Origin of the sequence: Clostridium sp. DL-VIII, from assembly GCF_000230835.1 — a bacterium.
In the GTDB taxonomy this organism is placed as follows: Bacteria; Bacillota; Clostridia; order Clostridiales; family Clostridiaceae; genus Clostridium.
Genome location: NZ_CM001240.1, coordinates 2705948 through 2729231 on the forward strand (window position 1 = coordinate 2705948; position 23284 = coordinate 2729231).

Annotated in this window: 22 protein-coding genes and 1 pseudogene; 21 read left to right on the forward strand and 2 right to left on the reverse strand. The window is 29.9% G+C overall.

Annotated features, from left to right (window positions below; translation table 11 throughout):
• Positions 1 to 128: 128 nt before the first annotated feature.
• The 16 genes and pseudogenes from CDLVIII_RS12385 (at position 129) to CDLVIII_RS31245 (ending at position 13445) form a co-directional block, all read left to right on the forward strand.
• The gene (locus tag CDLVIII_RS12385) at positions 129 to 917 is read left to right on the forward strand and encodes a glucose-6-phosphate isomerase family protein (RefSeq protein ID WP_009169787.1); all 789 of its coding nucleotides are present in this window, start codon (positions 129 to 131) and stop codon (positions 915 to 917) included.
• 30 nt (positions 918 to 947) lie between these two features.
• Positions 948 to 1625: a D-allulose 6-phosphate 3-epimerase gene (gene alsE, locus CDLVIII_RS12390; RefSeq protein WP_009169788.1), complete on the forward strand. Its 678-nt coding sequence runs from the start codon at positions 948 to 950 to the stop codon at positions 1623 to 1625.
• A 43-nt stretch (positions 1626 to 1668) separates the two neighbouring features.
• Positions 1669 to 2109 (forward strand): PTS sugar transporter subunit IIA, encoded by a 441-nt coding sequence (locus tag CDLVIII_RS12395; protein WP_035301766.1) that lies wholly within the window; start codon positions 1669 to 1671, stop codon positions 2107 to 2109.
• Between the two features lie 155 nt (positions 2110 to 2264).
• A complete protein-coding gene (gene pfkA / locus CDLVIII_RS12400; protein ID WP_035301767.1) occupies positions 2265 to 3224 on the forward strand; it encodes a 6-phosphofructokinase in 960 nt (319 codons plus the stop codon).
• Between the two features lie 176 nt (positions 3225 to 3400).
• Complete coding sequence (locus CDLVIII_RS12405; RefSeq protein WP_009169791.1) at positions 3401 to 4222, forward strand: transketolase; 822 nt, start codon at positions 3401 to 3403, stop codon at positions 4220 to 4222.
• Positions 4222 to 5139, forward strand: coding sequence for a transketolase family protein (locus tag CDLVIII_RS12410; protein ID WP_009169792.1), 918 nt, complete (start codon positions 4222 to 4224; stop codon positions 5137 to 5139). The genes CDLVIII_RS12405 and CDLVIII_RS12410 overlap by 1 nt, the downstream gene beginning before the upstream one ends.
• 114 nt (positions 5140 to 5253) lie before the next feature.
• Complete coding sequence (locus tag CDLVIII_RS12415) at positions 5254 to 6765, forward strand: phosphoglucomutase (RefSeq protein ID WP_009169793.1); 1512 nt, start codon at positions 5254 to 5256, stop codon at positions 6763 to 6765.
• 208 nt (positions 6766 to 6973) lie between these two features.
• Positions 6974 to 7258 (forward strand): hypothetical protein, encoded by a 285-nt coding sequence (locus tag CDLVIII_RS12420; RefSeq protein WP_035301768.1) that lies wholly within the window; start codon positions 6974 to 6976, stop codon positions 7256 to 7258.
• Between the two features lie 32 nt (positions 7259 to 7290).
• Complete coding sequence (locus CDLVIII_RS32515; RefSeq protein ID WP_278245915.1) at positions 7291 to 7422, forward strand: hypothetical protein; 132 nt, start codon at positions 7291 to 7293, stop codon at positions 7420 to 7422.
• Positions 7423 to 8088: 666 nt separating this feature from the next.
• Complete coding sequence (locus CDLVIII_RS12425) at positions 8089 to 8313, forward strand: hypothetical protein (RefSeq protein WP_009169794.1); 225 nt, start codon at positions 8089 to 8091, stop codon at positions 8311 to 8313.
• 80 nt (positions 8314 to 8393) lie between these two features.
• On the forward strand, positions 8394 to 8606 hold the full coding sequence (locus CDLVIII_RS12430; RefSeq protein WP_009169795.1) for a hypothetical protein: 213 nt from the start codon (positions 8394 to 8396) through the stop codon (positions 8604 to 8606).
• A 1383-nt stretch (positions 8607 to 9989) separates the two neighbouring features.
• A complete protein-coding gene (locus CDLVIII_RS12435; protein ID WP_009169796.1) occupies positions 9990 to 10313 on the forward strand; it encodes a PTS lactose/cellobiose transporter subunit IIA in 324 nt (107 codons plus the stop codon).
• A gap of 63 nt (positions 10314 to 10376) precedes the next feature.
• Entirely contained in the window at positions 10377 to 10688 is a 312-nt protein-coding gene (locus CDLVIII_RS12440) for a PTS sugar transporter subunit IIB (protein ID WP_009169797.1), read from the forward strand.
• Between the two features lie 443 nt (positions 10689 to 11131).
• Entirely contained in the window at positions 11132 to 12466 is a 1335-nt protein-coding gene (locus tag CDLVIII_RS12445) for a PTS transporter subunit EIIC (protein WP_009169798.1), read from the forward strand.
• Positions 12467 to 12751: 285 nt separating this feature from the next.
• Positions 12752 to 12947: pseudogene (locus CDLVIII_RS31980) on the forward strand (transposase); the annotation flags it as partial.
• 72 nt (positions 12948 to 13019) lie between these two features.
• Positions 13020 to 13445 (forward strand): DeoR/GlpR transcriptional regulator, encoded by a 426-nt coding sequence (locus CDLVIII_RS31245; RefSeq protein ID WP_050816261.1) that lies wholly within the window; start codon positions 13020 to 13022, stop codon positions 13443 to 13445.
• A 782-nt stretch (positions 13446 to 14227) separates the two neighbouring features.
• Here the strand turns inward: CDLVIII_RS31245 and CDLVIII_RS29880 are convergent.
• A complete protein-coding gene (locus CDLVIII_RS29880; protein ID WP_083825344.1) occupies positions 14228 to 14332 on the reverse strand; it encodes a zf-HC2 domain-containing protein in 105 nt (34 codons plus the stop codon).
• 1046 nt (positions 14333 to 15378) lie between these two features.
• Here CDLVIII_RS29880 and CDLVIII_RS31250 point away from each other — a divergent pair.
• Both CDLVIII_RS31250 and CDLVIII_RS12465 read left to right on the forward strand, forming a co-directional pair.
• The gene (locus CDLVIII_RS31250) at positions 15379 to 15537 is read left to right on the forward strand and encodes a hypothetical protein (protein ID WP_186005563.1); all 159 of its coding nucleotides are present in this window, start codon (positions 15379 to 15381) and stop codon (positions 15535 to 15537) included.
• Between the two features lie 547 nt (positions 15538 to 16084).
• Entirely contained in the window at positions 16085 to 16981 is an 897-nt protein-coding gene (locus tag CDLVIII_RS12465; protein ID WP_009169800.1) for a DUF362 domain-containing protein, read from the forward strand.
• Between the two features lie 555 nt (positions 16982 to 17536).
• On the opposite strand, the gene CDLVIII_RS12470 is transcribed toward CDLVIII_RS12465, so the two are convergent.
• Complete coding sequence (locus CDLVIII_RS12470; protein ID WP_009169801.1) at positions 17537 to 17914, reverse strand: MerR family transcriptional regulator; 378 nt, start codon at positions 17912 to 17914, stop codon at positions 17537 to 17539.
• A gap of 747 nt (positions 17915 to 18661) precedes the next feature.
• Between CDLVIII_RS12470 and CDLVIII_RS12475 the strand changes: the two genes are divergently transcribed.
• The 3 genes from CDLVIII_RS12475 to CDLVIII_RS12485 all read left to right on the forward strand — a co-directional run bounded on the left by CDLVIII_RS12475 (position 18662) and on the right by CDLVIII_RS12485 (position 23207).
• Positions 18662 to 19501 carry a PRD domain-containing protein gene (locus CDLVIII_RS12475; RefSeq protein WP_009169802.1) on the forward strand — a complete coding sequence of 280 codons (840 nt, stop codon included), beginning with the start codon at positions 18662 to 18664 and terminating at the stop codon, positions 19499 to 19501.
• Positions 19502 to 19734: 233 nt separating this feature from the next.
• Complete coding sequence (locus CDLVIII_RS12480; protein WP_009169803.1) at positions 19735 to 21630, forward strand: beta-glucoside-specific PTS transporter subunit IIABC; 1896 nt, start codon at positions 19735 to 19737, stop codon at positions 21628 to 21630.
• Between the two features lie 161 nt (positions 21631 to 21791).
• On the forward strand, positions 21792 to 23207 hold the full coding sequence (locus tag CDLVIII_RS12485) for a glycoside hydrolase family 1 protein (RefSeq protein WP_009169804.1): 1416 nt from the start codon (positions 21792 to 21794) through the stop codon (positions 23205 to 23207).
• The last annotated feature ends 77 nt before the right edge of the window (positions 23208 to 23284 follow it).

Sequence of the window (23284 nt, forward strand, 5' to 3'; positions counted from 1 at the left end):
CAAAAATAAATATATATAATACACATATAACAACAAAATAACACAAATAAACACGACGAGCAAAGTTTGCTCGATTTATTAAAGAACAGATTGTTTATCAAAGAGAATATGTTGATAGGAGTGATATGATGAATAAGAAACAGATCAATAATTGTCCACTTCCAGTTATGTTTGAGCAGGATAATTGTGAAATGCATTTTGAAGAAGAAGTAAATTGTATAAGTTCATCTGGTAAATCTACTAGTCAGATGAAAAACTTATTAAAAAATCCAGATGTTCTAAATGAAGAAGTTTTTTATAACTTTTATGAAGGCGTAATGATGAAACAGGATGTTGATTTATTTGCAAAGCATAAACTGAGATATGATTTAATTGTAGTTAGACCAGGTAACATGGGAGATGAATTCAAAAAAACATCTGGACATTATCATTGTCAGGTTCCAGATCAAGGAATTTCATATCCTGAAATTTACGAAGTTATGCAAGGAAATGCAGTTTTTGTATTACAGAAATCAAATGAAAATGGAGATATTGTTGAAGCTTATGCAGTTAAAGCTAATTCAGGTGACAAATTGCTTATACCACCAGATTATGGTCATGTGACTATTAATGTTGGAAATGAACCGTTGGTTTTTGCAGATTTAGTTTCTACTGAATGTAGTAATATGTATGGACCTATTGGTGAAAATCATGGAATGAGTTACTATATCACGGAAAATGGAAATTTAGGATTTAAAGCAGTTGTGAATCCTAATTATGGGAATGTGGCTGATGTAAAAATCACAAATATATCAGAAAATCCATCATTGGGAATTTCTATGGACAAGCCGATTTATGATCAATTCGTAGAAAATCCAAGTTTATATGATTATTTGAATAATCCTATTAATTATATGGATAAGTTCATTAAATTTTAATAAGTTTAGTAGAAGAAAGGATGATAATTTATGAAACCAATGTTTGCACCATCACTTATGTGCGCTAACTTTTTAGACTTAAAAAACCAAATTGAAATTTTAAATGAGAGGGCAGATATCTTTCATGTCGATATTATGGATGGACATTATGTGAAAAACTTTTCGTTGTCTCCAGCTATGATGGAACAATTAAAAACAATTACTAAAATTCCAATGGATGCTCACTTAATGGTGGAAAATCCTGCAGATTTTTTAGAAGGTATAGCAAAAGCAGGAGCAACTTATATTTCACCACATGCTGAAACAATTAATAAGGATGCATTCAGAATTATGCGTACTATAAAAGCTTTAGGTTGTAAAACTGGTGTTGTACTTAATCCTGCAACCCCTGTGGAATACATTAAGCATTATCTTGGTATGTTAGATAAAATTACAATATTAACAGTAGATGCTGGATTTGCTGGTCAGACATTTATTGAAGAAATGCTAGATAAAATTGAAGAAGTTAAAAGATTACGTGAAGAGAATGGATATTCTTACCTTATTGAAGTTGATGGTTCATGTAATGAAAAGACTTTCAAAAAATTAGCTGAAGCAGGTACAGAAGTGTTTATCGTTGGATCATCAGGATTGTTTAATTTAGATGCAGATTTAAAAGTTTCATGGGATAAAATGATGAATATGTTTAATAAATGTATTAATAATTAAACATTAATATAGGATGACAACAGTGTTAGAAGGAGGGATTACTTTGAAGCGTGCTATACTTTGTGAAGATAATATTATCCTTAATGCAAGATTCGATAACAAATGGGATGCGATTCGCGCTTGTGGAGATACCTTAGTGAAAAATGGATACGTTTATAAAGAATATGTAGAGCGCATGGTAGATCGGGAAAGAGGAGCAACGGTGTATATTGGTAATAATCTAGCTATTCCACATGGAACAGATGGATCAGAGCCGTACATTATTACATCGGGAATATCAGTTTTACAAGTTCCAGATGGTGTACAATTTGAAGATGGAATAGCCTATATTCTAATTGGTATCGCTGGTAGAGACGGAGAGCATATAAAAATTCTTGGTTCAATTGCTACCGTGTGTTCAGATATAGGTAATGTTCAAAAATTGCGTGAAGCAAAAGATAAAAAAGTAATCTGTAATATTTTAGAAGAAATAGAAGTTATCTAATAACTTTTGCTATTAAGTAAATGAAAAAGTAGTAAACGATTGTGATAAAAAGTATATGAATGAAATACTGAATATAGTAAGCAATAGCATAATAAGCAAGCTAAAATAATGAGCTTGAAGTGTATCAAGCTCATCTTAGAAAAGAGGATAAAGGAATGAAGAAAATTGGTGTACTTACCAGCGGTGGAGATGCACCAGGGATGAATGCGGCCATTAGAGCTGTAGTTCGGACTGCACATCATTATAATCTTAAAGTCGTTGGTATTAAGCGAGGCTATACCGGTCTTTTAAAAGGAGAAATAAAAGAGATGAATGTATCTTCGGTTGGAGATATTATTCATAAAGGTGGAACCATTTTAAAATCGTCACGGTGTGAAAAAATGAAATCAGATGAAGGAATTCAAGCTGCCAGTACTATATTAAAAGAGCATGAGATTGAAGGATTAGTAGTAATTGGTGGTGATGGTTCATTTCAAGGAGCCAACAAACTTAGTAGAGAAAATATACAGGTTATAGGTATTCCTGGAACTATAGATAACGATTTGCCTTATACCGATTATACAATTGGTTTTGACACAGCACTTAATACAGTATTAGATGCGATCAGTAAAATAAGAGACACATCCATGTCTCATGAAAAAGTTACTATTATTGAAGTTATGGGAAGATGCTGTGGGGATATTGCTCTATATGCTGGTCTTGCAGGTGGGGCAGAAAGCATTCTCATTCCAGAAAAACAATATGAACTTAGCGATATAGCACAGAAATTATTACAAGGAAAAAAGCGTGGTAAGGCTCACAATATTATCGTTTTAGCAGAAGGAAGAGGTTCAGCAGAAGATTTGAAAAAAGAAATATTACAACAGACTGGTATTGAATCTAGGGTTACGGTATTGGGATTTTTGCAAAGAGGCGGTGCACCTACTGCTTTTGATAGAATTTTGGCAAGCCAAATGGGGGCAAAAGCAGTTGAGCTTCTGCTAGAAGGGAAGTCAAATTGTGCCATTGGTATTAGAGATAACCATTTAATAGCAGACAATATATGTGATGCTATAAAAAAAGAAAAAGTCTTTGCAGATGATTTGTTTAAATTATCACAAATTTTATCTATCTAATATTGGCAGAACGTATATTGGTATTGAATATTCATTAAAAGCTACGATGAAACCTTTAATAAATAACAAAAGATTTTATTTAAGAACATTCCTTTGATTGGTTTAATATTTGTAATAATTCTATTATTCCAGAAAGGGATGTTTTCGTTTTAAAAAAATATAAGGAGGAATAATTTATGAATATACCTGAATTAAAAAATGTAGCTAAAAATGTAAGAATAAACATTATAGAAGCTGTAGCAGCTGCAAAGTCAGGACATCCAGGAGGATCTTTATCAGTTACAGATATATTAACAGTATTGTATTTCGATAAGATGAATATTGATCCTAAAAATCCAAAATGGGAAGATAGAGATAGATTGGTACTATCAAAAGGTCATGTAGCTCCAGCGCTTTATGCTACGTTAGCTGAAAGAGGATATTTTCCAAAAGAAGAATTAGTTAAATTAAGAAAGATTGGCGCTATGTTACAAGGTCATCCAGATATGAAATCAACACCGGGTATTGATATGTCAACTGGTTCACTAGGGCAAGGTTTATCAGCCGCAAATGGAATGGCGCTATCTGCAAAACTTGATAATAAAGATCACAATATATATGTAATTCTTGGAGATGGAGAAGTTCAAGAAGGTCAAATTTGGGAAGCGGCAATGAGTTCTGCACATTATAAATTAGATAATATAATAGCAATATTAGATTTTAACGGTCTACAAATAGATGGCCCAAATAAAGAAGTTATGAATATAAATCCGATTGATGAGAAATTTGCAGCATTTGGATGGCATGTAATTAAAATAGATGGACATGACTTAGAAGCAATAGGAAGTGCTATAGATGAAGCTAAGGCTATTAAGGGTAAACCTACAGTTATAATTGCAAAAACTGTAAAGGGTAAAGGAGTATCATTTATGGAAAATCAAGCAGGCTGGCATGGAACAGCTCCAAATGAAGAGCAAAGAAAAGCAGCTATAGAAGAATTAGGAAGGGGAGAAGCATAATGGGAGCAGCAACTAGAGAAGCATACGGTAAAACGTTAGTAGAATTAAGTAAAAACGAAAAAGTAGTAGTTTTAGATGCAGATTTAGCGCAGGCTACAAAGACAATAGAATTTAAAAAAGTCTGCCCAGAAAGATTTTTTGATATGGGTATAGCGGAACAGGACATGATAGCAACAGCAGCGGGATTTGCAGCAAGTGGTAAGATTCCATTTGCAAGTTCTTTTGCTATATTTGCAGCAGGCAGGGCTTTTGAACAAATTAGAAATTCTGTATGTTATCCAAAATTAAATGTGAAAATAGCAGCAACACATGCTGGAGTAACAGTAGGAGAAGACGGAGGTACTCATCAGGCAGTTGAAGATATAGCATTAATGAGAAGTATACCTAATATGGTAGTATTGAATCCAGCAGATGATATAGAAGCAAAAGCAGCAATATATGCAGCAGCAGAATATTATGGACCAGTATATATAAGGCTAGGCAGAGCTGCTACACCAACAATTCATGACGAAAACTATAAGTTTGAAATTGGAAAAGGTGAAATTTTAAAAGAAGGTAAAGATGTTGCAATAATTGCAACTGGAATGATGGTTGCTAAGGTCCTGGAAGCAGCAGAAAAATTAAAAGACCAAGGTATAAATGCAACAGTTGTAAATATTGCAACTATAAAACCAATAGATAAAGATATTATTGTTAAAGTAGCAAAGGAAAATGGTAAAGTTGTAACTGTAGAAGAACATAGTGTAATTGGCGGATTAGGCTCAGCTGTTTGTGAAGTATTGTCACAAGAATTACCTACTAAAATTAAATTGATTGGTTTAAATGATGTATTTGGTCAGTCAGGAACCCCAAATGCATTATTAGAGCATTACGGTTTAACAACAGATAATATAGTTGAAACTGTAAAGTTGTTTTAGAAAAGTAGTATGAAAGATCCTATGCTTTTAACAATTATTAATCAGCTATTTTCATGCATAATTGAAATTTATAGTTATACTTTATAAACTAAATGCAGTAGGAGGTATCGTAATATGCTAGTAGATTATGAAAAATTACAAAATGGTTCAGACATAAGAGGAATAGCTATTGGTGGAGCAGGAAAGAAAGTTAATTTAGTTCCTCAGGTTGCAAAATTCATAGCTTATGGATTTGTAAGAATGCTAGAAAATAAAATAAATGCAAAAGCTGAAAATTTAAAGATTGCCGTTGGAATTGATTCAAGGCTTTCAGGTCCAGATTTAAAAGCTGCTGTAATTGAAGAATTAACAGATTTAGGATGCAGTGTATATGATTGCTCAATGGCAACAACACCAGCAATGTTTATGACTACAGTTTTAGAGAATTATAAATGTGATGGATCTATTATGATTACAGCAAGTCATCTGCCTTACTACTATAATGGATTAAAGTTCTTTACAAAAGAAGGTGGATGTGAGAAGGAAGATATACAAAATATTCTTTCAATAGCTTCTAAAGAAGAAAGTTATAATAGTGCAAATTTAGGCGAAGTTTCAAAAGTGGATCTCATTGATGAATATTCAAAGATATTAGCAGGAATGATTAGGCGTGGTGCTGATGCTAAAGTAAATTATGATAAACCATTAGCAGGATTTAAAATTGTTGTTGATGCTGGCAATGGTGCAGGTGGTTTTTTTGCATATAAAGTGTTAAAAACTTTAGGAGCAGATATAACTGGAAGTCAATTTACTGATCCTGATGGAACCTTTCCAAATCATATTCCAAACCCAGAAAATAAAGAAGCAATGGAATCTATAAGAAATGCAGTATTAGAAAATAGGGCTGATTTAGGAATAATTTTTGATACAGATGTAGATAGGGCTGCAATCGTAGATTCACATGGAATGGAAATAAATAAAAATGCATTAATAGCATTAATTTCATCGATTGTTTTAGAGGAGCATCCCAATTCTATAATAGTAACTGATTCTATAACCTCAACTGGATTAGGTGAATTTATTAATAAATCAGGAGGAATCCATCACCGATTTAAAAGAGGGTATAGAAATGTTATAAATGAAGCAGTAAGGTTAAACAATGAAGGAAAAGAATCTGATTTAGCTATTGAAACATCAGGTCATGCGGCACTAAAAGAAAACTATTTCTTAGATGATGGGGCATATTTAATTGCTAAGATACTAATTAAAATGGCCAAGCTAAATGCAGAAGGTAAAAGAATCGAAAGTTTGATAAAAGACCTAAAAATGCCATGTGAGAGCACAGATTTTAGAATTGAAATTAGGAAAGAGAATTTTAGAGAATATGGATCGAGAATAATAGGTGATCTAGAAAGTTATGCGAATAGAACTGGCTTTAGTATAGTGCCTAATAATTATGAGGGCATTAGAGTTGCCTGCAATAAGGCTAATGGGGATGGATGGTTTTTATTAAGATTATCATTACATGAACCTGTTTTAGCCTTAAATATAGAGTCTGATACAAAAGGTGGAACTCAAATAATCATAGATAAATTACTTCCATTTTTAGAGAAATATGATCAATTAGAAATAAGCAGTATTAAATAACTAAGGGGTGAGTAATGTGATAGGAGATTAGTGGAAACTTTGATGGATAAAATTACTATTGATGAGTTTAATAACGTTAAAGAAAAAATAACAGTTCATTATAAGTTTTATAAATAATTAAGCATAAATACTGAAATTATAAAGAAGTGTTTTATAATGAGCTTACTTTCCATTGTAATAATGTTTCAGAACTTTCAGATATAGATAATTGGCAGTAACAAGAAAGGCAATACAAGACGGGAAAACTATTCTAGGGCAAAATATAGATTTTTTTACTGAAGCACCAATAGAATTATTAAAAATCCATCATGGTAATTGTCTTCAACAATTCATATTAAGTTTTTCAAAGTCCAGTGAATTCATATTTTCATCCGCTGGAATCGTAATGTGTGCAAATGCTACTATAGGCAAAAATTACTCATTTAATATTCCGGTAGGTTATTATCTGTCTAAAGTTGTGAGGGAGGAACGTGCTTATGATGCTATACAATAGTGCTTGGTCTTGGCTATTATCATATAGCGGATATGAACGGTCGTATGTTAGGTATTGAAAGTATTCATAATGATTTTGAACTTCTATATCCAGAAAGGGATATGATTTTACACTTAAATCATTATATTACAGAACGTTTTAAGGAAGTGGATACTGCACCATAATTACAGCTAGACAGCTACCAACGTTTAGATAGAATTTGTAATCTGATGAATCAGCATTACGGACACATGAATATTGGAATTATTAAGAAAATTTTGATGGATCATGATTAAAATCTATATGCCGTCATATTGATTTAAAAGTTACGATATCGTCAAAACTCTTGCATCATTTATTATAATACCTTAAGAAAAGACTATATATAACGGTCGGCAATCCATGTGAACATGAATATGTGCGATATAAGTTTTAGATAATGATAATTTGTTGAATTTTTTTCGAATAAGTTACAAGCTTATTTATTCTATTATCATGGAATTATGCATCAGAGCTGTAGATGATTTTGATAATAAAGGTGCAGCTAATAAAATAAGTTGAATTTTGAGAGATATAGTTTATTAAATTAAATCTATGCTCTTTATATTTTTAGGAATTTTGAAAATATAAGAATTACTATGTAATAATGTGATATTATATCTATATGTTAAACAACTCAAATATAAAACTAGAAAACAAAAAATAAAGGTAGATTAGGTAGAAGTACTTAATTTGCCTTTATTTTCTTCTAGAATAATAAAACAAAAAAGCTCTTTAACTATTATAGAATGTAATATTTCAAAAGATTTTATATTTTTTATATAATATTATATCGTAAGGAGATGATAAATATGAATAATAATGTAAATACAATATTAGAAAAAATAAAGGTAGTGCCAATAATACAATCTGGCAAGCGATCGATAGTGGTGTTATCTATCAGCAATGTAAATTTGCAAGTTGAAGACTTTGATGCAGCTGTTCAATATATATGGGAAAATGATTTAGTAAAAATATTAAAAGTAGAACGTGACCATCAATATATAACAAAGTTATATGCGGATGTTTCTAAATGATCTGCTGAAGTTTTAGAAATATGTTTTTTTAAAAGTATATTGGTGAAATTTATATAATTGAAATATAGGAAGGTGGTAGTATGAGTAGTAATGTATATATAATATTAGAAAAAATAAAAGAAACACCAACGACACGCTCTAGCAAAAAATCAATAGTATCACTATCTAATGATGATGTGGAAATCAGTGCTGAAGAATTTCATAGGGCTATTGAGTATATAAGAGAAAATGAATTAACTAAAATATTAAAAGTGGAATATCAATATGAATACATAGTGAAGATATATATATAAATATCACGAAATCGTATTTTAGAGCTCTCAAATGAACTGCTCCCTGTCAGGTTTTGTAGACATAAAGTTAAGCAATTCTAAAGAATATATTTTTTAGTTATAATAATTTCAATGTGTTTAAAAGTTTTCTTTTTGAATTTGTTCAGGTGACTCATAATGAGCATTTTGAATGAGTTCTCTCTTTATTGTTCTATAATACGGTATAGGTATTTACTTTTTTACTTTCATTATGAATAGCAGCATACATTTTTAATAATACTTGGAATCTTAAAGCTGTAAATTGAGATCCCTGGTCCGTATATAAAATTCTTTCGCATGCTCACATAAATGCATTCATTACAAGAATATCTTTCATTCTAATGTCCCAAAACTATCCAACAACTTTTCTTGAATATATATAAGTACTGCAAAGTATAAAGTACCTTTTCTGGTTGGAATATAGGTTTCCTAAAAGTTCAACTATTAGAATCTCTTGTCCTTCTGAGGGAGCCAAGATTATGGATTTTATATAAGAATAAATTACTAGAATCAGCTTGCTCTATTAAAAAACTTTATCTATTTTAGTTAGCACCAGTACAGACGCCTTTTTTACTCTAAAATGTTGAAAAGAAAAGTAAGTAATTGGGGATTATTAGTATAGTTTGCATAGTTAAACACTATAAATAGAGAATTCTCTGATTTTACTTTCATTATCTAGAATATAGTTATACATTAAAAAAGTAAACATTGATTTCACAACGCCAATACCTCCAAGTATTAAGCAATTCATACAATAATGAAAAAATTAATATAAATTATTTCACCCTTTAAGGTGAAATATCTTGGTCTGTAAAAAGGATATTAGAGTAATTATAATAAAACTAAAGTTGCTACTAAATATATGATTTTAAGGGAGGGGATATGTGTAAGCTAATTGTCATAGTTGTGAATAAAATATTTTATTCACAAAGCAAAGAGGCGTCATAAAGTAGTTAACTTTGATAATATTCTGAATTCTAAAAGAAAAAATAATACAGATATACTAAAGAACTTATAGGACTTATCATTGAAGAAACTTTTGGTAAATCAAATCTTTTTTTGCGTCATTGCCTTCTGCCTATTTCTGATAATGGTATACATTAGAAGATAATTTTTTATATTACCTATATTGAAAACGATATTATATTAATATGGTCAGCAATCTTTAATAATGTTTCAGAATTAATTGATTAAACATATTCTTTTATAAAAAATAAACTATATAATTGTTGGAATTTTTACAATAACTGAAATTGATTGCCTGTGGTAAATAAAATGGTTTTTAAAATTTATGTATTGTTTGGTACAAGTATTTTTCTATATAGTGACATAAAACAATAAAGCATAAAGATGGAGGAGATCAAGATGGAAGAATTAGAAATGGCAATTATGAATATTATAATAAATGCAGGAGATTGCAAGAATCATGCTTATATGGCTCTTAATTTAGTAAATGAAGGAAGATATGAAAATGCAGAAGAAGAAATTAAATTAGCAAATGATGCATTGTCTAAGGCACATGATGGACAAACGTTTTTTCTTCATAAAGAAGCAAATGGTGAAAAAATAGATATTTCAGTTTTATTTGTGCATGCACAAGATCATTTAATGACAGCTGTAACAGAAAAAAACTTAATTGAACAAATAATTGAACTAAGAAAAGTTGTAAACACGTTTTTGAACAAATAAGTATCTAGAAAAAATCAAATAATAATATATTAAATATAAAAAATGATTTGGGAGGAAAATTATATGATAAAAATTAGATTATTTTGTTCAGCAGGTATGTCAACAAGTCTTTTAGTTAGTAAAATGAAAGATGCAGCTAAAGCTAAAGGATTAGAAGTAGACATTGAAGCTTTTCCAGAAGCACAAATGGAGAGAAGTTTAGAAAATGTAAACGTTGTTCTATTAGGGCCACAAGTTGGATATACGATAGGGAAAGCAAAAAAAATATGTGAACCAAAAGGAATTCCAGTTGATGTAATACCAATGGTTGATTATGGAATGATGAATGGAGCAAAAGTATTAGATTTTGCAATAAAGTTAGCAGGAAATAAATGAAGATAAACCTAAGGAGTTAATAATGGTCATAAATTTTCATATGATTTGATTAGGATATTATTGGCTAGAGCAATATGGAAATATATAAATTTAAAGGGATAATTATAAATTCTATGGCAATGCAAAATGTACTAGCATAGTAAGTTTCTAGTTATTACATTAATTTATTTATAAGATGGATAGGAATATAGTTAATGTAAACGTTATTTAATTAGCGTTACAAGTTGGATACACGATAGGGAAAGCAAAAAAATATGTGAACCAAAAGTAATTTCAGTTGGTGCAATACTAATAGTTGATTATAAAATGATACAGGAAAAAATGAAGATAAATTTAAAGTGATAATTATAAATTTTATAGTAGCACAAAAATGTATTATAACATAATGAATTTCTAGTTATTACACTAAATATACATTAATTTATTTACAAGGAGGAATTATTATGTCATTAAGTAACACACTTAACGAGAAAGTATTACCAACGGTTATGAAATTCATTAATCTTAAGGGTATTCAAGCATTAAAAGATGGTATACTGTTTGCTCTACCATTAAATATTATAGGATCAATATTTCTATTAATAGCTTGTTTTCCATCAGTAACAGTAACTAATTTCTTTACTTCCACATTTGGAGCAGGTTGGACTGATCCATTATTTAAAGTTCAAAATGCAACAATGAATATTATGGCTATAGTTTCAGTTATTGGTATAGCTTATACCTATGCAAAAAATGAAGGACATGAACCTTTGGCAGCAGGTATAGTGGCATTAGTTGTTTTTATAATCACTACTCCAAACTGGGTTATATATACTGCAAAAGGTGCAGAACCAGTTCAAGTTGGAAGCGTACTTCCAATAGATTGGGCTGGCGGTAAAGGTATGGTTGCGGCTATCATAATCGGTATATCAGTAGGAGCTATTTATTCATGGTTTATAGCTAAAAATATTACAATTAAAATGCCAGAAGGAGTTCCTACCGGAGTAGTTAACGCCTTTTCAGCAATTATTCCAGCAGCAGTAATATTTGTAGGAGCCGATATTATTTATACAATATTTAGATTTGGATTAAACACAACAATGATTGAATGGATATATAAAATTATCCAAACACCATTACAAGGTTTATCAGATTCACCACTTGGAGTTATAGGAATTGCATTCTTTGTACCTTTCTTCTGGTTCTTTGGTGTAAATGGTGGTAATGTTGTAAGTGGTATTATGACTGGTATATTGACAGCTAATACTATGGATAATGCAGCTTTACAAGCAGCAGGGAAACTTTCACTTGCAAATGGAGCTCATATAGTAACTCAACAATTTCTGGATAACTTTATTAATATGACAGGTTCAGGTGAAACTATCGGAGTAGTTATTTGTATGTTGTTTATTACAAAGTCTGCACAGTTTAAACAATTAGGTAAATTATCATTGGTACCAGGAATCTTTAATATTAATGAACCAATATTGTTTGGTACTCCAATAGTAATGAATCCACTTATGGCTATACCATTTATGATTATACCAGCAATAAATGGAATGATATTCTATGGATTAATTGCTTCAGGTATACTTTCTCCAATGGGTGGACTTATGCCACCTTGGACAACACCAGCTATACTTTCAGGATTCTTAATCGGTGGTCCATCGTTAGCAATAACACAAGTAATTATGTTAGCAATAGGAACAGTTATCTACCTTCCTTTCGTCAAAAAGGTAGATTCTATGGCTTATGCTAGCGAACAAGCAGCTCAACTTAGAGATGGTACAGAAGCATAAAAATTAATTAGTCCTTTTGTTAACAATTTAAAAATATATTTAGAGTAAAGATTTTAATTAATTAAGATTAAGACTCAGTATTTATATAAATGCTGAGTTTTTTTGTATTTAGAATATCACAGGTTAGAACGGTGGTTCTGGAAAGCTTTTATTAGCTATGAGTAGAAAAACAATATCTCCAATGTAAGATAGTAGTAAGTTTGCCGACCATAACTAAAATGCATAGGAGGTGTGTCCGAAATGGGCAATACTAGTTTAGCACATGCTAAATGGAATTGTAAATATCATATACGTATGCTTGTAAGTGTACCACCAAAATTAAGTGTTTCAGCATTTGTGGGATAAGAATTCACTCATGATTTTTGATAGACATACAAATTTGAAGTACAAGTATAGCAATAGACAATTTTGGGGCAAAGAATATGTAGATACTGTAGGAAGAAATAAGAAGATAACAGAAGAGTATATAAAAAATCAGATACCAAGAAGATATAGCATATGAACAAATGAGTTTAAAGAGTAGTATATCGGCCTGTTTACAGGTGATATTACAGTGATATCAAACGATTTGGAGATTGTTCGTCTTCTGAGAAACAGCAATGTGGAATTGATAACTTGTGGTGGAACTGTGCAAAAAAGTACAGGAAGTATCTATGGTTATTATGCAATACATATGTTGGAACATATGAAGTTTGACATTGGATTTTTTGGAACATCTGCTATTGATGAAAAACTTAACATGATGACGCCTACATCTGACAAAGCATTCCTAAAGAAGCAGATTGTTGGTCAATGTCAGCAGTCATTTCTTGTGGCAGATAAATCTAAATTTAACAGAAGAGCTTTGACCTACGTGAATTCAGTTACAGATTATACTTATGTAGTTACGGATTATAAATTTAATGAGGAAGAAAAAGCCATTCTGAAAAATGGTGAAACTAAAATTTTATCTTTAATTAATATAGAAAAAATGAAATAATGATATTAACGTATCATTATTTTATTTTTGTGTGTACGGCAGGGTAACAATAACTTGGCAGTGAAAATTCTCCGTGGATTGATAGTGGAAGCAGCTAGTCAATAGCAAGAGTGCTCATCGTTAGGTGGAATCTAAATCTAAAGTAAGTCGGAGACAAAGTCTTAGCATGAGGGACACGAACTACATATACTGCTTATTGGGAATGGACGAGTTTGTAAAACAAAGTTCAATATTATCTAAATTCTTAAGAGTAGATGTAGCAGATACATGAGATGAAGGTTGTTGCTCTTATCGTATGAGGTATGATAGATATATCATTCATAAAGACGAATTTATAGTTCCTCTATTGAAGTATTTAGGGATTTAGCAAATTTTGAGGTGGTTAGAAACAAAAAAATTATTTATTAAATACTTATCTAATGTTATTTTAATCAGTTTGGAATCCAATAAAAGGAGAAATATCAACTTTTTGAGATTAATTGGTATTTGGATTATTTCGCTTAAATCCTTACAAATAAAGGACTTATAGCTAATTTATTGCCTATTTCTTGTTGATTTGTATTTGTATCCATATGCGGGGGAATGTAATATGCTAGTATGGCTATTGTCTATTTATTATTAAAATTTGATTTAAGAAAAAGTCTTTATTAATTAGCTTGTTTTAATGTAAATCTTGATTTTTTTCAATTAAAGTTGTATATTTTAGCTCTTTTTTTCATCATTATATTCAAAATTTAGTTTTAAATCAGCTGGATATCTATATCTCTAAAAAGCTTATTACATTATATACAATTCTGTAAATGTTCTTCAACAAGAATTGTACTTTTTTTGCTACATGTAGTATCAATATACAAAGGTAATAAGTCTCTAATTATTTCACATTTCATGTTTTTATCTCCTCTATATTTTTTTGTAACATATGGTTTTGCATGGTGAAACGTGACTCTTGCCCAAGTTTCACTTTTAGTGTAAATTTTTGCTATTTCTTTATTTATAATTTAATTCGAAATATATTTTATAAAAAATTACAGTTCTATATGGCTCATGCATTTGAATAACTAGTTTTGAAATGTAGTGTAGTTCATTTTTTTTACAATGTTATCTTCTGGAAAAATTTTTGAATTTACTTTTTGTATGTTTTCTACATTAATTATGTTGGAGAATGCTGTAAAATAGTCAAAGTACAAATTTTTATCAATTTGACATAGCCAAGCAAGTAAGTTGTTTTTTCTTTTTAAACTAATAAGTTTTAGTATTGCAATTTGATTAAAATTCGTTTGGCATGAAGGTTTGAATGACATTTTATTCCAACAAAAATATACTCACTTCATACTGACAGTTTTATTATTTTAACTGTCTAATATAAAGGAAGCATATGAATTCTAGATTTTTGTGGATTATTCGGTAAATATTTGAAGAAAGTCTTGCTTTATATAAATTCAAATAGCTATTTTTAATTAGAAGAAATGTATTAGATAGTTGATACTTGTAAACCAAACGTTTTGCGTGTGAACATCGAAGAGGCTTATGCGATGGAGATAAAAAAAGTCATCTTTGGAAGTCACGCAGTCAAGTAGAAAAATTGCTCAAAGAGTGTCATTTAGATATATCTGCACCATTATGGCAATCTGATTTATTTATAGGAAGCCATGATGGAATAATTGTGTGGTATTAAGGAATGTCAAATATGGAGCAGCTACTTAATAATACACGTTAAATGTAATATTTTATAAGTTTAAACGATCAGAAAGATAAATTGTAAAAAAGGCTGCAGAGGTTATTAATGGTAGTATAGGAGCATTGCATATGCACCGTGTGTCAATGTTGTATGGACGATTGTAACCTTAAAATATCAACACCAAAATACTTTTCTCTGTATAATAGAATAACCAAAAGCAGTTTGGTATTGGAATTTCCCAAATGGCCTTACTATATGAATTTAGTACAAGATTTTGGAAAAATTTCTGAATGTATATACGGCAAGCAATGTGAACAGCATATTCATATTGTAAAACATCTGAAGGAAATGATTAGAGTCTTTGATATGTTAAAATATGATAGACATAATATTAATATATTAAAAGATCTTTAGGAAGATCTTTTATAACGTTAAGTGAAAAGTTAAATTCGTGATTTATATAAGTCGTTGAAAATGCAAGACTAAATTCCGCCTACCTTATTATTTGCAATACTAAATTCTTGAACTTAGTATTTTGCTATAAGATATGATATAAATAACACAACGGTAATAGAATGTCAATGGTAAAGTTAACAGCAGAACTGTATAGACAGCTCTTTAAGATAGTTTTAGTTAGATAATCAAAAAATAGTTAAACTATCACCTGGATCAATTATCTCAAATACATGATAAAAATAGTTGAACTACTTTTTTGTGCAAGACTAACTTCGTGTAAGATAAAATTACTCTTGCAATCACGAAATTAGTTTTTCATTTTAGGAAGATCTTTTATAAAAAGCCTTGACTTGGACTGAACTCCAAGTGCTAGACTTGAAATGTACAATAAAGAAAGGAAATTATATATAAAGTTAGTGAATGGCAAATAGTTAAAATTGAAAGTTCATTTGAAATGAACTCGGATTATGAATATAAGAAATATTTAATTATTAGGAGGAAAAATATGAAATTATTATTAAGCAAGAAGAATAGCAATAGCAAGAGTAAATCTGTTGTTTACATGACAGAAGATATTAGTGCAGAAGGATTAATGGCAATTTATACGGTATTAAATTGTAAGGCAATAGGAAAAGTTGCAGTGAAAATTTCTAGTGGTGAACCTGGAGGGCATCATTTTCTATCTGCGAAATTAATAGCTCCGTTAGTTCAAATAGTAAATGGGACTATTGTTGAGTGCAATACTGCATATGGTGGAAGACGTGCAGATACAGAATCTCATCATAAAGTTTTGGAAGAACATGGGTTTACTGCCATAGCGCCAGTTGATATTATGGATGCAGAAGGTTCAATAAGAATTCCTATTATAGGAGGAAAGCATTTGAAAGAGGATATAGTTGGTGCAAGTTTTGCAAACTATGATTTTGTAGTGAACCTCGCACACTTCAAAGGCCATGCTATGGGAGGTTTGGGAGGTGTAATTAAGAATATGTCTATTGGTATTGCATCTTCAATAGGAAAAAGCTTGATTCACAGTGCAGGTAAAGAAACTACTGGTTTTTCTCCAAATACACCACAAGATGATTTCTTAGAATCTATGGCGGAAGCCGCAAAAGGAGTGGCAGATTATGTTGGAAAAAATATTATCTATATTAATGTTATGAATAATTTGTCAGTAGACTGTGATTGTGATTCTCATCCTGCAAGACCGGAAATGAACGATATCGGAATTCTCTCATCACTAGATCCTGTTGCGTTAGATCAGGCATGTGTAGATCTTGTATATGCAGCAGGTGGAAAAGCTTTGATTGAGAGAATGGAATCAAGACATGGAATTCATACGTTGGAGCATGCAGAGAAAATTGGCTTAGGAACTCGTAATTATGATTTATATGAAATCTAATTGTGTTCCTATTTATAAAGTATCATATAATTAAAGACCATTAATAAAAAGAATTGATGCAAAGAATCTTGGATTGATTCTTTGCATTGTATATAATGAAATAGCTAGGTATTTGAAAATGCACTCTTTCTGTATTATTCATATTCACTTATCCAATGATATAAATAATTATTAATGAATAGATAATTCTCCGCTGTGGCAGTAACATAAGTATGATGCAGATTCAGTTCAATTACACCGAATTCATACATTCCAGTTTTGCTTCATTCAGTTTAGTCATGCACTTATCCGTAAACCATATTTTTTATAGCACTTTCTCTGTAGGTTAAGAGTAGCCCCGTTACCAAACGGTTTTAGTTTATTTCCCAGGCTTTTATTTAAGCTTATTCTCTCAAAAATGAACTTTTGTTGATGTAAAATAAATAAAATCAGTACTTATTATTTTATCTACTTTTCTTTGTTTCTAATCTTTCTTATTGTTATTATGGTATCATTCATGCCAGTAAAATCTGTGATGCTACTGTATTATAATTTATATTCATTCGTACGTAATTTTTAAATTTTTAACGTATTTTCCCTTGGAACAACTACTTGCTCGTATCTTTCAATTTCGTAATTCAAGCGTTCTAAGATTTGACACATGTCTTCCATTATTGCTACTAACTTTTTAAGATGCTCGATCAAAAGCTTTTTCCTAACATCAACAGTCACATCGTCCTGTTGAAAGAGTAAAACATAGTCAATTAATGTTGCAATCGAAAAAACTGCTGATCGCATACATTTAGTAAAATAAATCCATTCACAATCTTGTTTCGTATAATTACTGATTTCATTCGTGGTACAGTTCATATAAGGGATTACTCCAACATGTTCATAATAGTGAAGTGTGTTAATTGTAGTATTACGTTTTTCATTTATTTCTGCGATGGCCATAAGTTTTATGATAACCTAAGATAAAAGAAAAAATTTAGTAGATGACCATATTAGCTAAATAATATTGAAGCTGAAGCATTAAGTATTATTTTGAAATATACAATATTATGAAAACTTTGTCCTTTGCAATAATTGTAAGAACATTTCGATTTTATATCTAAGAGAGCACATCAAAGCTATGAGAGATGCAGTTAATATTAAATATTGGTGGAAATGTTGTGCTTAGCTGCTATCGTGAAATCCACTAATTAAATAAAATGTAAGTTAATAAATATTTACATTTTAACCGTGGAAAATGAATAAGTTATATTTTATAAAAAACATATTGAATTTATCCCAAACTTAATTTTTTTACACTAATTAATAATATAATAATATTTGTTATGAATGATCCTGATCATGTAAGAGTTTATAACTAGCTAAATGGACTTACAGTATTAGTATCATAATTTCTTTTATCATGGATATAAAGAAAATAATTGACATGTTGAAAATTATATGATATCCTTATCATATAATGAAAAAGGAATGTTACTGGTTGTGCAGGCTTTACCGTTCTATAGATGATATTTTGTTAATATTATTTTTGAAGGTACAGTCTTTTTTTGTGTACCTAATAAGATAAAATAGTATTTAATTTAAGTTTAGAATCTTAATTTTATATGTAATATGTGGAGTACTTGAAGTTGTAGTTTATTTTTAGTTAGTGTATCTGTTAAATTAATTCACTCAAAAAGGGGAACACTTATGAAGATAGAGAAGATAATTAATAATAATCTAGTACAATCTTTTGATAATAACAATAAAGAAGTTCTTGTTATGGGATGTGGACTTGGATTCAAGAAAAAAAATGGTGAAATTATTGATAAAGATAAAGTTGAAAAGATTTATTCTCTAGAAGATAAAAATTATTCAAATAAATTAATAGAATTATTATCTGATATCCCTTTAGAAGTAATTCAAACAACTAATGAAATAGTATCCTATGCAAGATATTCTCTCGGAAAAAAGCTAAATGATAACATTTATATTTTACTAACAGATCACATAAATTTTGCAATGGAAAGAGTTAAAGAAGGGGTGCAGTTTAAAAATCCGTTATTATGGGAAATAAAAAGATTTTATAATCATGAGTTTTTAATTGGTAAAGAGGCGCTCCAAATAATTCAAAAAAGGTTAAAAGTTGATTTACCAGAAGATGAAGCTGCAAACATTGCGTTACATATTGTTAATGCTCAACTTAACTCTAGCAATATAGATGACACTATGAGTATGACTAATATGATTCAAAATATTTTAAATATAGTAAAGTTTCATTATAAGTTAGAATTAGATGAATATTCACTTCACTATGAAAGATTTATTACTCATTTAAAATTCTTTTCTCAAAGAATTTTTAGAGGAAGTGAAATTGAAGATGAGGATAAAAGTCTTTCTGAAATGATGAGAGAAAAATATAAGGAAGCATATAAATGTACAGAAAAAATTAAAAAATATATTAAAAGTGAATTTAATTCAGAACTTACCGATGAAGAAATGATGTATTTAGCAGTTCATATAAATAGGGTCACAAAACAAACTGAATAGGAGGAGGATTGTTACTGGTAATGCAGGCTATACCTAAGAAACGTTAAATAAGAGCTCTTTTACGTTTCTTGGGTATTTTTTGTAAAGAAGAGCTTAGCTAGGCATTAGATAAAAGTATAAATATAGATAAATTAGTATGAAAGGTAGTTACTGTAAGCAGAAAACTGTATTATGGGCTTTACTTCATTAAAATTGATTCTAAAAATTTATTTTAAATGGAGGATTATTGTATTATGGACTATTCAATAGTAGCAAAAAAAATATTAGAAAAAATAGGTGGAGAAAGTAATGTCAATAGTGTCATACACTGTATGACAAGACTTAGATTTACCTTAAAAGATGAAAGTATTGTAAATGATGAAGAAGTTAAAAAAATAAATGGTGTTATGGGTATTATGAAAAAAGGCGGTCAATATCAAATAATTATAGGAAATGAAGTTTCTAAATGTTATAAAGAAGTATTAAAGCTTGGTGATTTTAGTGATAGTGTTAATAATACTACAAGTTCAAATGAAAAACAAAATATAATTACAAAAGTACTAGATGTAATATCAGGAAGTATGTCAGCTACTATGCCAGCAATAATTGGTGCAGGTATGGTAAAGGTGTTAGTAGTATTGCTTACAACTATTGGACTTTTATCAAATACTAGTCAGACTTATGCTATATTATCAGCTCTTGGAGATGCAACGTTTTATTTTTTACCAATAATACTTGTAATTTCCACTTCTAAAAAGTTTAATATTAATCCATATATATTTGCGGCAGTAATAGGTGTTATGGTATATCCTGATTTTGTAAAATTACTTGGTTCAGAAACACCTGTATCATTTTTAGGGTTACCAGTTACACAGGCAAGTTATGGTTATTCAGTTATTCCGATAATAATGATGGCATGGGTAATGAAATATATAGAAGAATTTGTAGATAAAATCACTCCTGCTGTTACAAAGAATTTTTTAAAACCAATGTTAATATTACTTATAGCTATGCCAATTGCAATAATAGTTATTGGACCAATTGGATTCTTAGTAGGTAAGGGTTTATCAACAGTTATGTATACAATTCAAGATAAGGCAAATTGGATTGCATTACCTTTAATGGCTGCATTTATGCCGTTAATAGTTATGACAGGAATGCATTGGGCATTTGTGCCTATAGCATTAGCAGCTTTAGCTAATCCAGGAGGATATGAAACATTATTGTTAGTTGCAATGCTCCCATCTAATTTAGCACAAGGAGCATCATCTCTAGCAGTATCACTAAAATCTAAAAATAAAGATTTAAAACAAGTTGCAAGTGCATCAAGTATTTCAGCGTTACTTGCAGGAGTAACAGAACCTGCAATGTATGGTGTTACATTAAAATATAAAAAACCTTTAGTAGCAAGTATGATAGCAAGTGGTATAGCAGGTATTTATGCAGGAATTGTATATTTAAAAGTATATGTTTTTGCAACACCAGCACTTATATCAATAGTTCAATTTATTAATCCAAATGGAGGCTCTAACTTTATTAATGCTCTAATAACAGCAGCTATTGCATTGATAGGCTCATTTGTATTAACATGGATAATTGGATTTGATGATCCAGCAAATGAAGATAATGAAGAGAGATCAGATGAAGGAAAAATAGAAGTCAGAGAAGCTAATTTAGATAAAGTTGAATCTAAAAGTGAATCAATAATTTTATGTCCAATTCAAGGAAAATCAGTGTCATTAAGCCAAGTAAATGATATAACATTCTCAGAGGAAATAATGGGAAAAGGTATAGCTATAATACCCAATATAGGTAAAACAGTATCACCAGTTAATGGGGTAGTTTCAGCATTATTTGAAACAAAACATGCTATAGGAATTACATCTGATGATGGAATAGAAATTTTGATACACATAGGATTAGATACAGTAAAATTAGGTGGAAAACATTTTACGGCTTATGTTAAGAGCGGCGATAAAGTAAATGCAGGAGATTTATTAGTTGAATTTGATATAGAAGCAATAAAAAAAGAAGGATATGAAGTAATAACCCCAGTTCTTGTTACTAATGCAAGTGATTATAAAGATGTATTATCATTAATAGACAAAGACGTAAAAGAAAAAGATGAATTAATAAAAGTAGTAAAGTAAATTTAAGTGATTATGCTAGCGAAGATATATTAAATAGATTTGCTAGTATAATTAATGAATAATAATTAAATCAAATTTTAAGAATTTAGTATTTAACAACAATTTTAATAAATAGTAAAATAATATGAATGCTATTACTTATAAGACTTAGGAGGAATATTATGTCGATTAAATTTCCAGAAGGATTTTTATGGGGAGGAGCCACAGCTGCTAACCAATTTGAAGGCGCATATAATGAAGATGGTAAAGGATTATCAACTCAAGATATAGCACCGAAAGGAGTGATGGGGCCTTTAACAGATAAGCCGACAGAAGATAATATGAAGCTTATAGGAATTGATTTTTATCATAGATATAAAGAAGATATTAAGCTATTTGCAGAAATGGGATTTAAAGTTTTTAGATTATCTATTGCTTGGTCAAGAATATTTCCAAATGGTGATGATGAAGAGCCAAATGAAAAGGGATTACAATTTTACGATGATGTGTTTGATGAATTAGCTAAGTATGGAATAGAGCCACTAGTCACAATTTCACACTATGAAACTCCACTCGCACTTGCTAAGAATTATGATGGATGGGTTAACAGAAAGCTAATAAGATTTTTTGAAAACTATGTAAGAACAATATTTACTAGATATAAAGATAAGGTGAAATATTGGCTAACTTTCAATGAAATAAATTCTGCAACTCATTTTCCTTATATGAGCGCTGGAATATGGACTACAAAAGAACAATTAAGTAAACAAGATTTATATCAGGCTATGCATCATGAGTTAGTGGCAAGTGCACTTGCAGTAAAAATTGGTCATGAAATAAATTCAGAATTTAAAATTGGTTGTATGATTCTTGGAGTACCAAACTATCCATTAACACCAAAACCAAGGGATGTACTTAAAGCTATGGAAGCAGATAGGCAAAATCTTTTCTTTGGAGATGTTCATGCAAGGGGAGAATATCCAAGATATATGAATAGATTTTTTAAGGAAAACAACATAGAAATAAGGATGGAACCTGGTGATAAAGAAATATTAAAAAATACAATAGATTTTGTTTCATTTAGTTACTACATGAGTTCATGTGCAACTGCAGATGTTGAGAAAGATATAAAAGGAAAAGGAAATCTTGTTGGTGGAGTACACAATCCATATTTAAAAGCATCAGACTGGGGATGGCAGATAGATCCAGAAGGATTAAGATATATACTTAATCAATTCTATGATAGATATCAAAAACCATTATTTATAGTTGAAAATGGATTAGGAGCTGTTGATGAATTAATAATAAATAAGAATGGTAATAAAACTGTAAATGATGACTATAGGATTAATTACTTGAATGATCATCTTGTTCAAGTTGCAGAAGCAATTGAAGATGGTGTTGAACTCATGGGGTACACTACGTGGGGATGTATAGATTTAGTAAGTGCATCAACAGCTGAACTAAAAAAAAGATATGGATTTATCTATGTAGATAGACATGATGATGGGAGTGGAACTTTAGAAAGGTATAAGAAAAAGAGCTTTTATTGGTACAAGGAAATTATTGCTGCAAATGGAGCAAATTTAATATACTAATTATAAAGAGTAAAAGGGTATGAGGAAATATAATCAAGGATTGAATCTGAAAAGAAAGTAAAAATTAAAAAACTACT

What these genes read in the sequence shown, in the direction of transcription:
- CDLVIII_RS12440 (WP_009169797.1), top strand. Translation starts at nt 10,377, where the DNA reads ATGATAAAAATTAGATTATTTTGTTCAGCAGGTATGTCAACAAGTCTT.
- CDLVIII_RS12435 (WP_009169796.1), top strand. Translation starts at nt 9,990, where the DNA reads ATGGAAGAATTAGAAATGGCAATTATGAATATTATAATAAATGCAGGA.
- CDLVIII_RS31250 (WP_186005563.1), top strand. Translation starts at nt 15,379, where the DNA reads ATGAATTTAGTACAAGATTTTGGAAAAATTTCTGAATGTATATACGGC.
- CDLVIII_RS12445 (WP_009169798.1), top strand. Translation starts at nt 11,132, where the DNA reads ATGTCATTAAGTAACACACTTAACGAGAAAGTATTACCAACGGTTATG.
- CDLVIII_RS32515 (WP_278245915.1), top strand. Translation starts at nt 7,291, where the DNA reads ATGAACGGTCGTATGTTAGGTATTGAAAGTATTCATAATGATTTTGAA.
- CDLVIII_RS12470 (WP_009169801.1), bottom strand. Translation starts at nt 17,914, where the DNA reads ATGGCCATCGCAGAAATAAATGAAAAACGTAATACTACAATTAACACA.
- CDLVIII_RS12385 (WP_009169787.1), top strand. Translation starts at nt 129, where the DNA reads ATGAATAAGAAACAGATCAATAATTGTCCACTTCCAGTTATGTTTGAG.
- CDLVIII_RS12485 (WP_009169804.1), top strand. Translation starts at nt 21,792, where the DNA reads ATGTCGATTAAATTTCCAGAAGGATTTTTATGGGGAGGAGCCACAGCT.
- CDLVIII_RS12415 (WP_009169793.1), top strand. Translation starts at nt 5,254, where the DNA reads ATGCTAGTAGATTATGAAAAATTACAAAATGGTTCAGACATAAGAGGA.
- CDLVIII_RS12465 (WP_009169800.1), top strand. Translation starts at nt 16,085, where the DNA reads ATGAAATTATTATTAAGCAAGAAGAATAGCAATAGCAAGAGTAAATCT.
- CDLVIII_RS12405 (WP_009169791.1), top strand. Translation starts at nt 3,401, where the DNA reads ATGAATATACCTGAATTAAAAAATGTAGCTAAAAATGTAAGAATAAAC.
- CDLVIII_RS12425 (WP_009169794.1), top strand. Translation starts at nt 8,089, where the DNA reads ATGAATAATAATGTAAATACAATATTAGAAAAAATAAAGGTAGTGCCA.
- CDLVIII_RS12410 (WP_009169792.1), top strand. Translation starts at nt 4,222, where the DNA reads ATGGGAGCAGCAACTAGAGAAGCATACGGTAAAACGTTAGTAGAATTA.
- CDLVIII_RS29880 (WP_083825344.1), bottom strand. Translation starts at nt 14,332, where the DNA reads ATGAAATGTGAAATAATTAGAGACTTATTACCTTTGTATATTGATACT.
- CDLVIII_RS12480 (WP_009169803.1), top strand. Translation starts at nt 19,735, where the DNA reads ATGGACTATTCAATAGTAGCAAAAAAAATATTAGAAAAAATAGGTGGA.
- alsE (WP_009169788.1), top strand. Translation starts at nt 948, where the DNA reads ATGAAACCAATGTTTGCACCATCACTTATGTGCGCTAACTTTTTAGAC.
- CDLVIII_RS12430 (WP_009169795.1), top strand. Translation starts at nt 8,394, where the DNA reads ATGAGTAGTAATGTATATATAATATTAGAAAAAATAAAAGAAACACCA.
- pfkA (WP_035301767.1), top strand. Translation starts at nt 2,265, where the DNA reads ATGAAGAAAATTGGTGTACTTACCAGCGGTGGAGATGCACCAGGGATG.
- CDLVIII_RS12475 (WP_009169802.1), top strand. Translation starts at nt 18,662, where the DNA reads ATGAAGATAGAGAAGATAATTAATAATAATCTAGTACAATCTTTTGAT.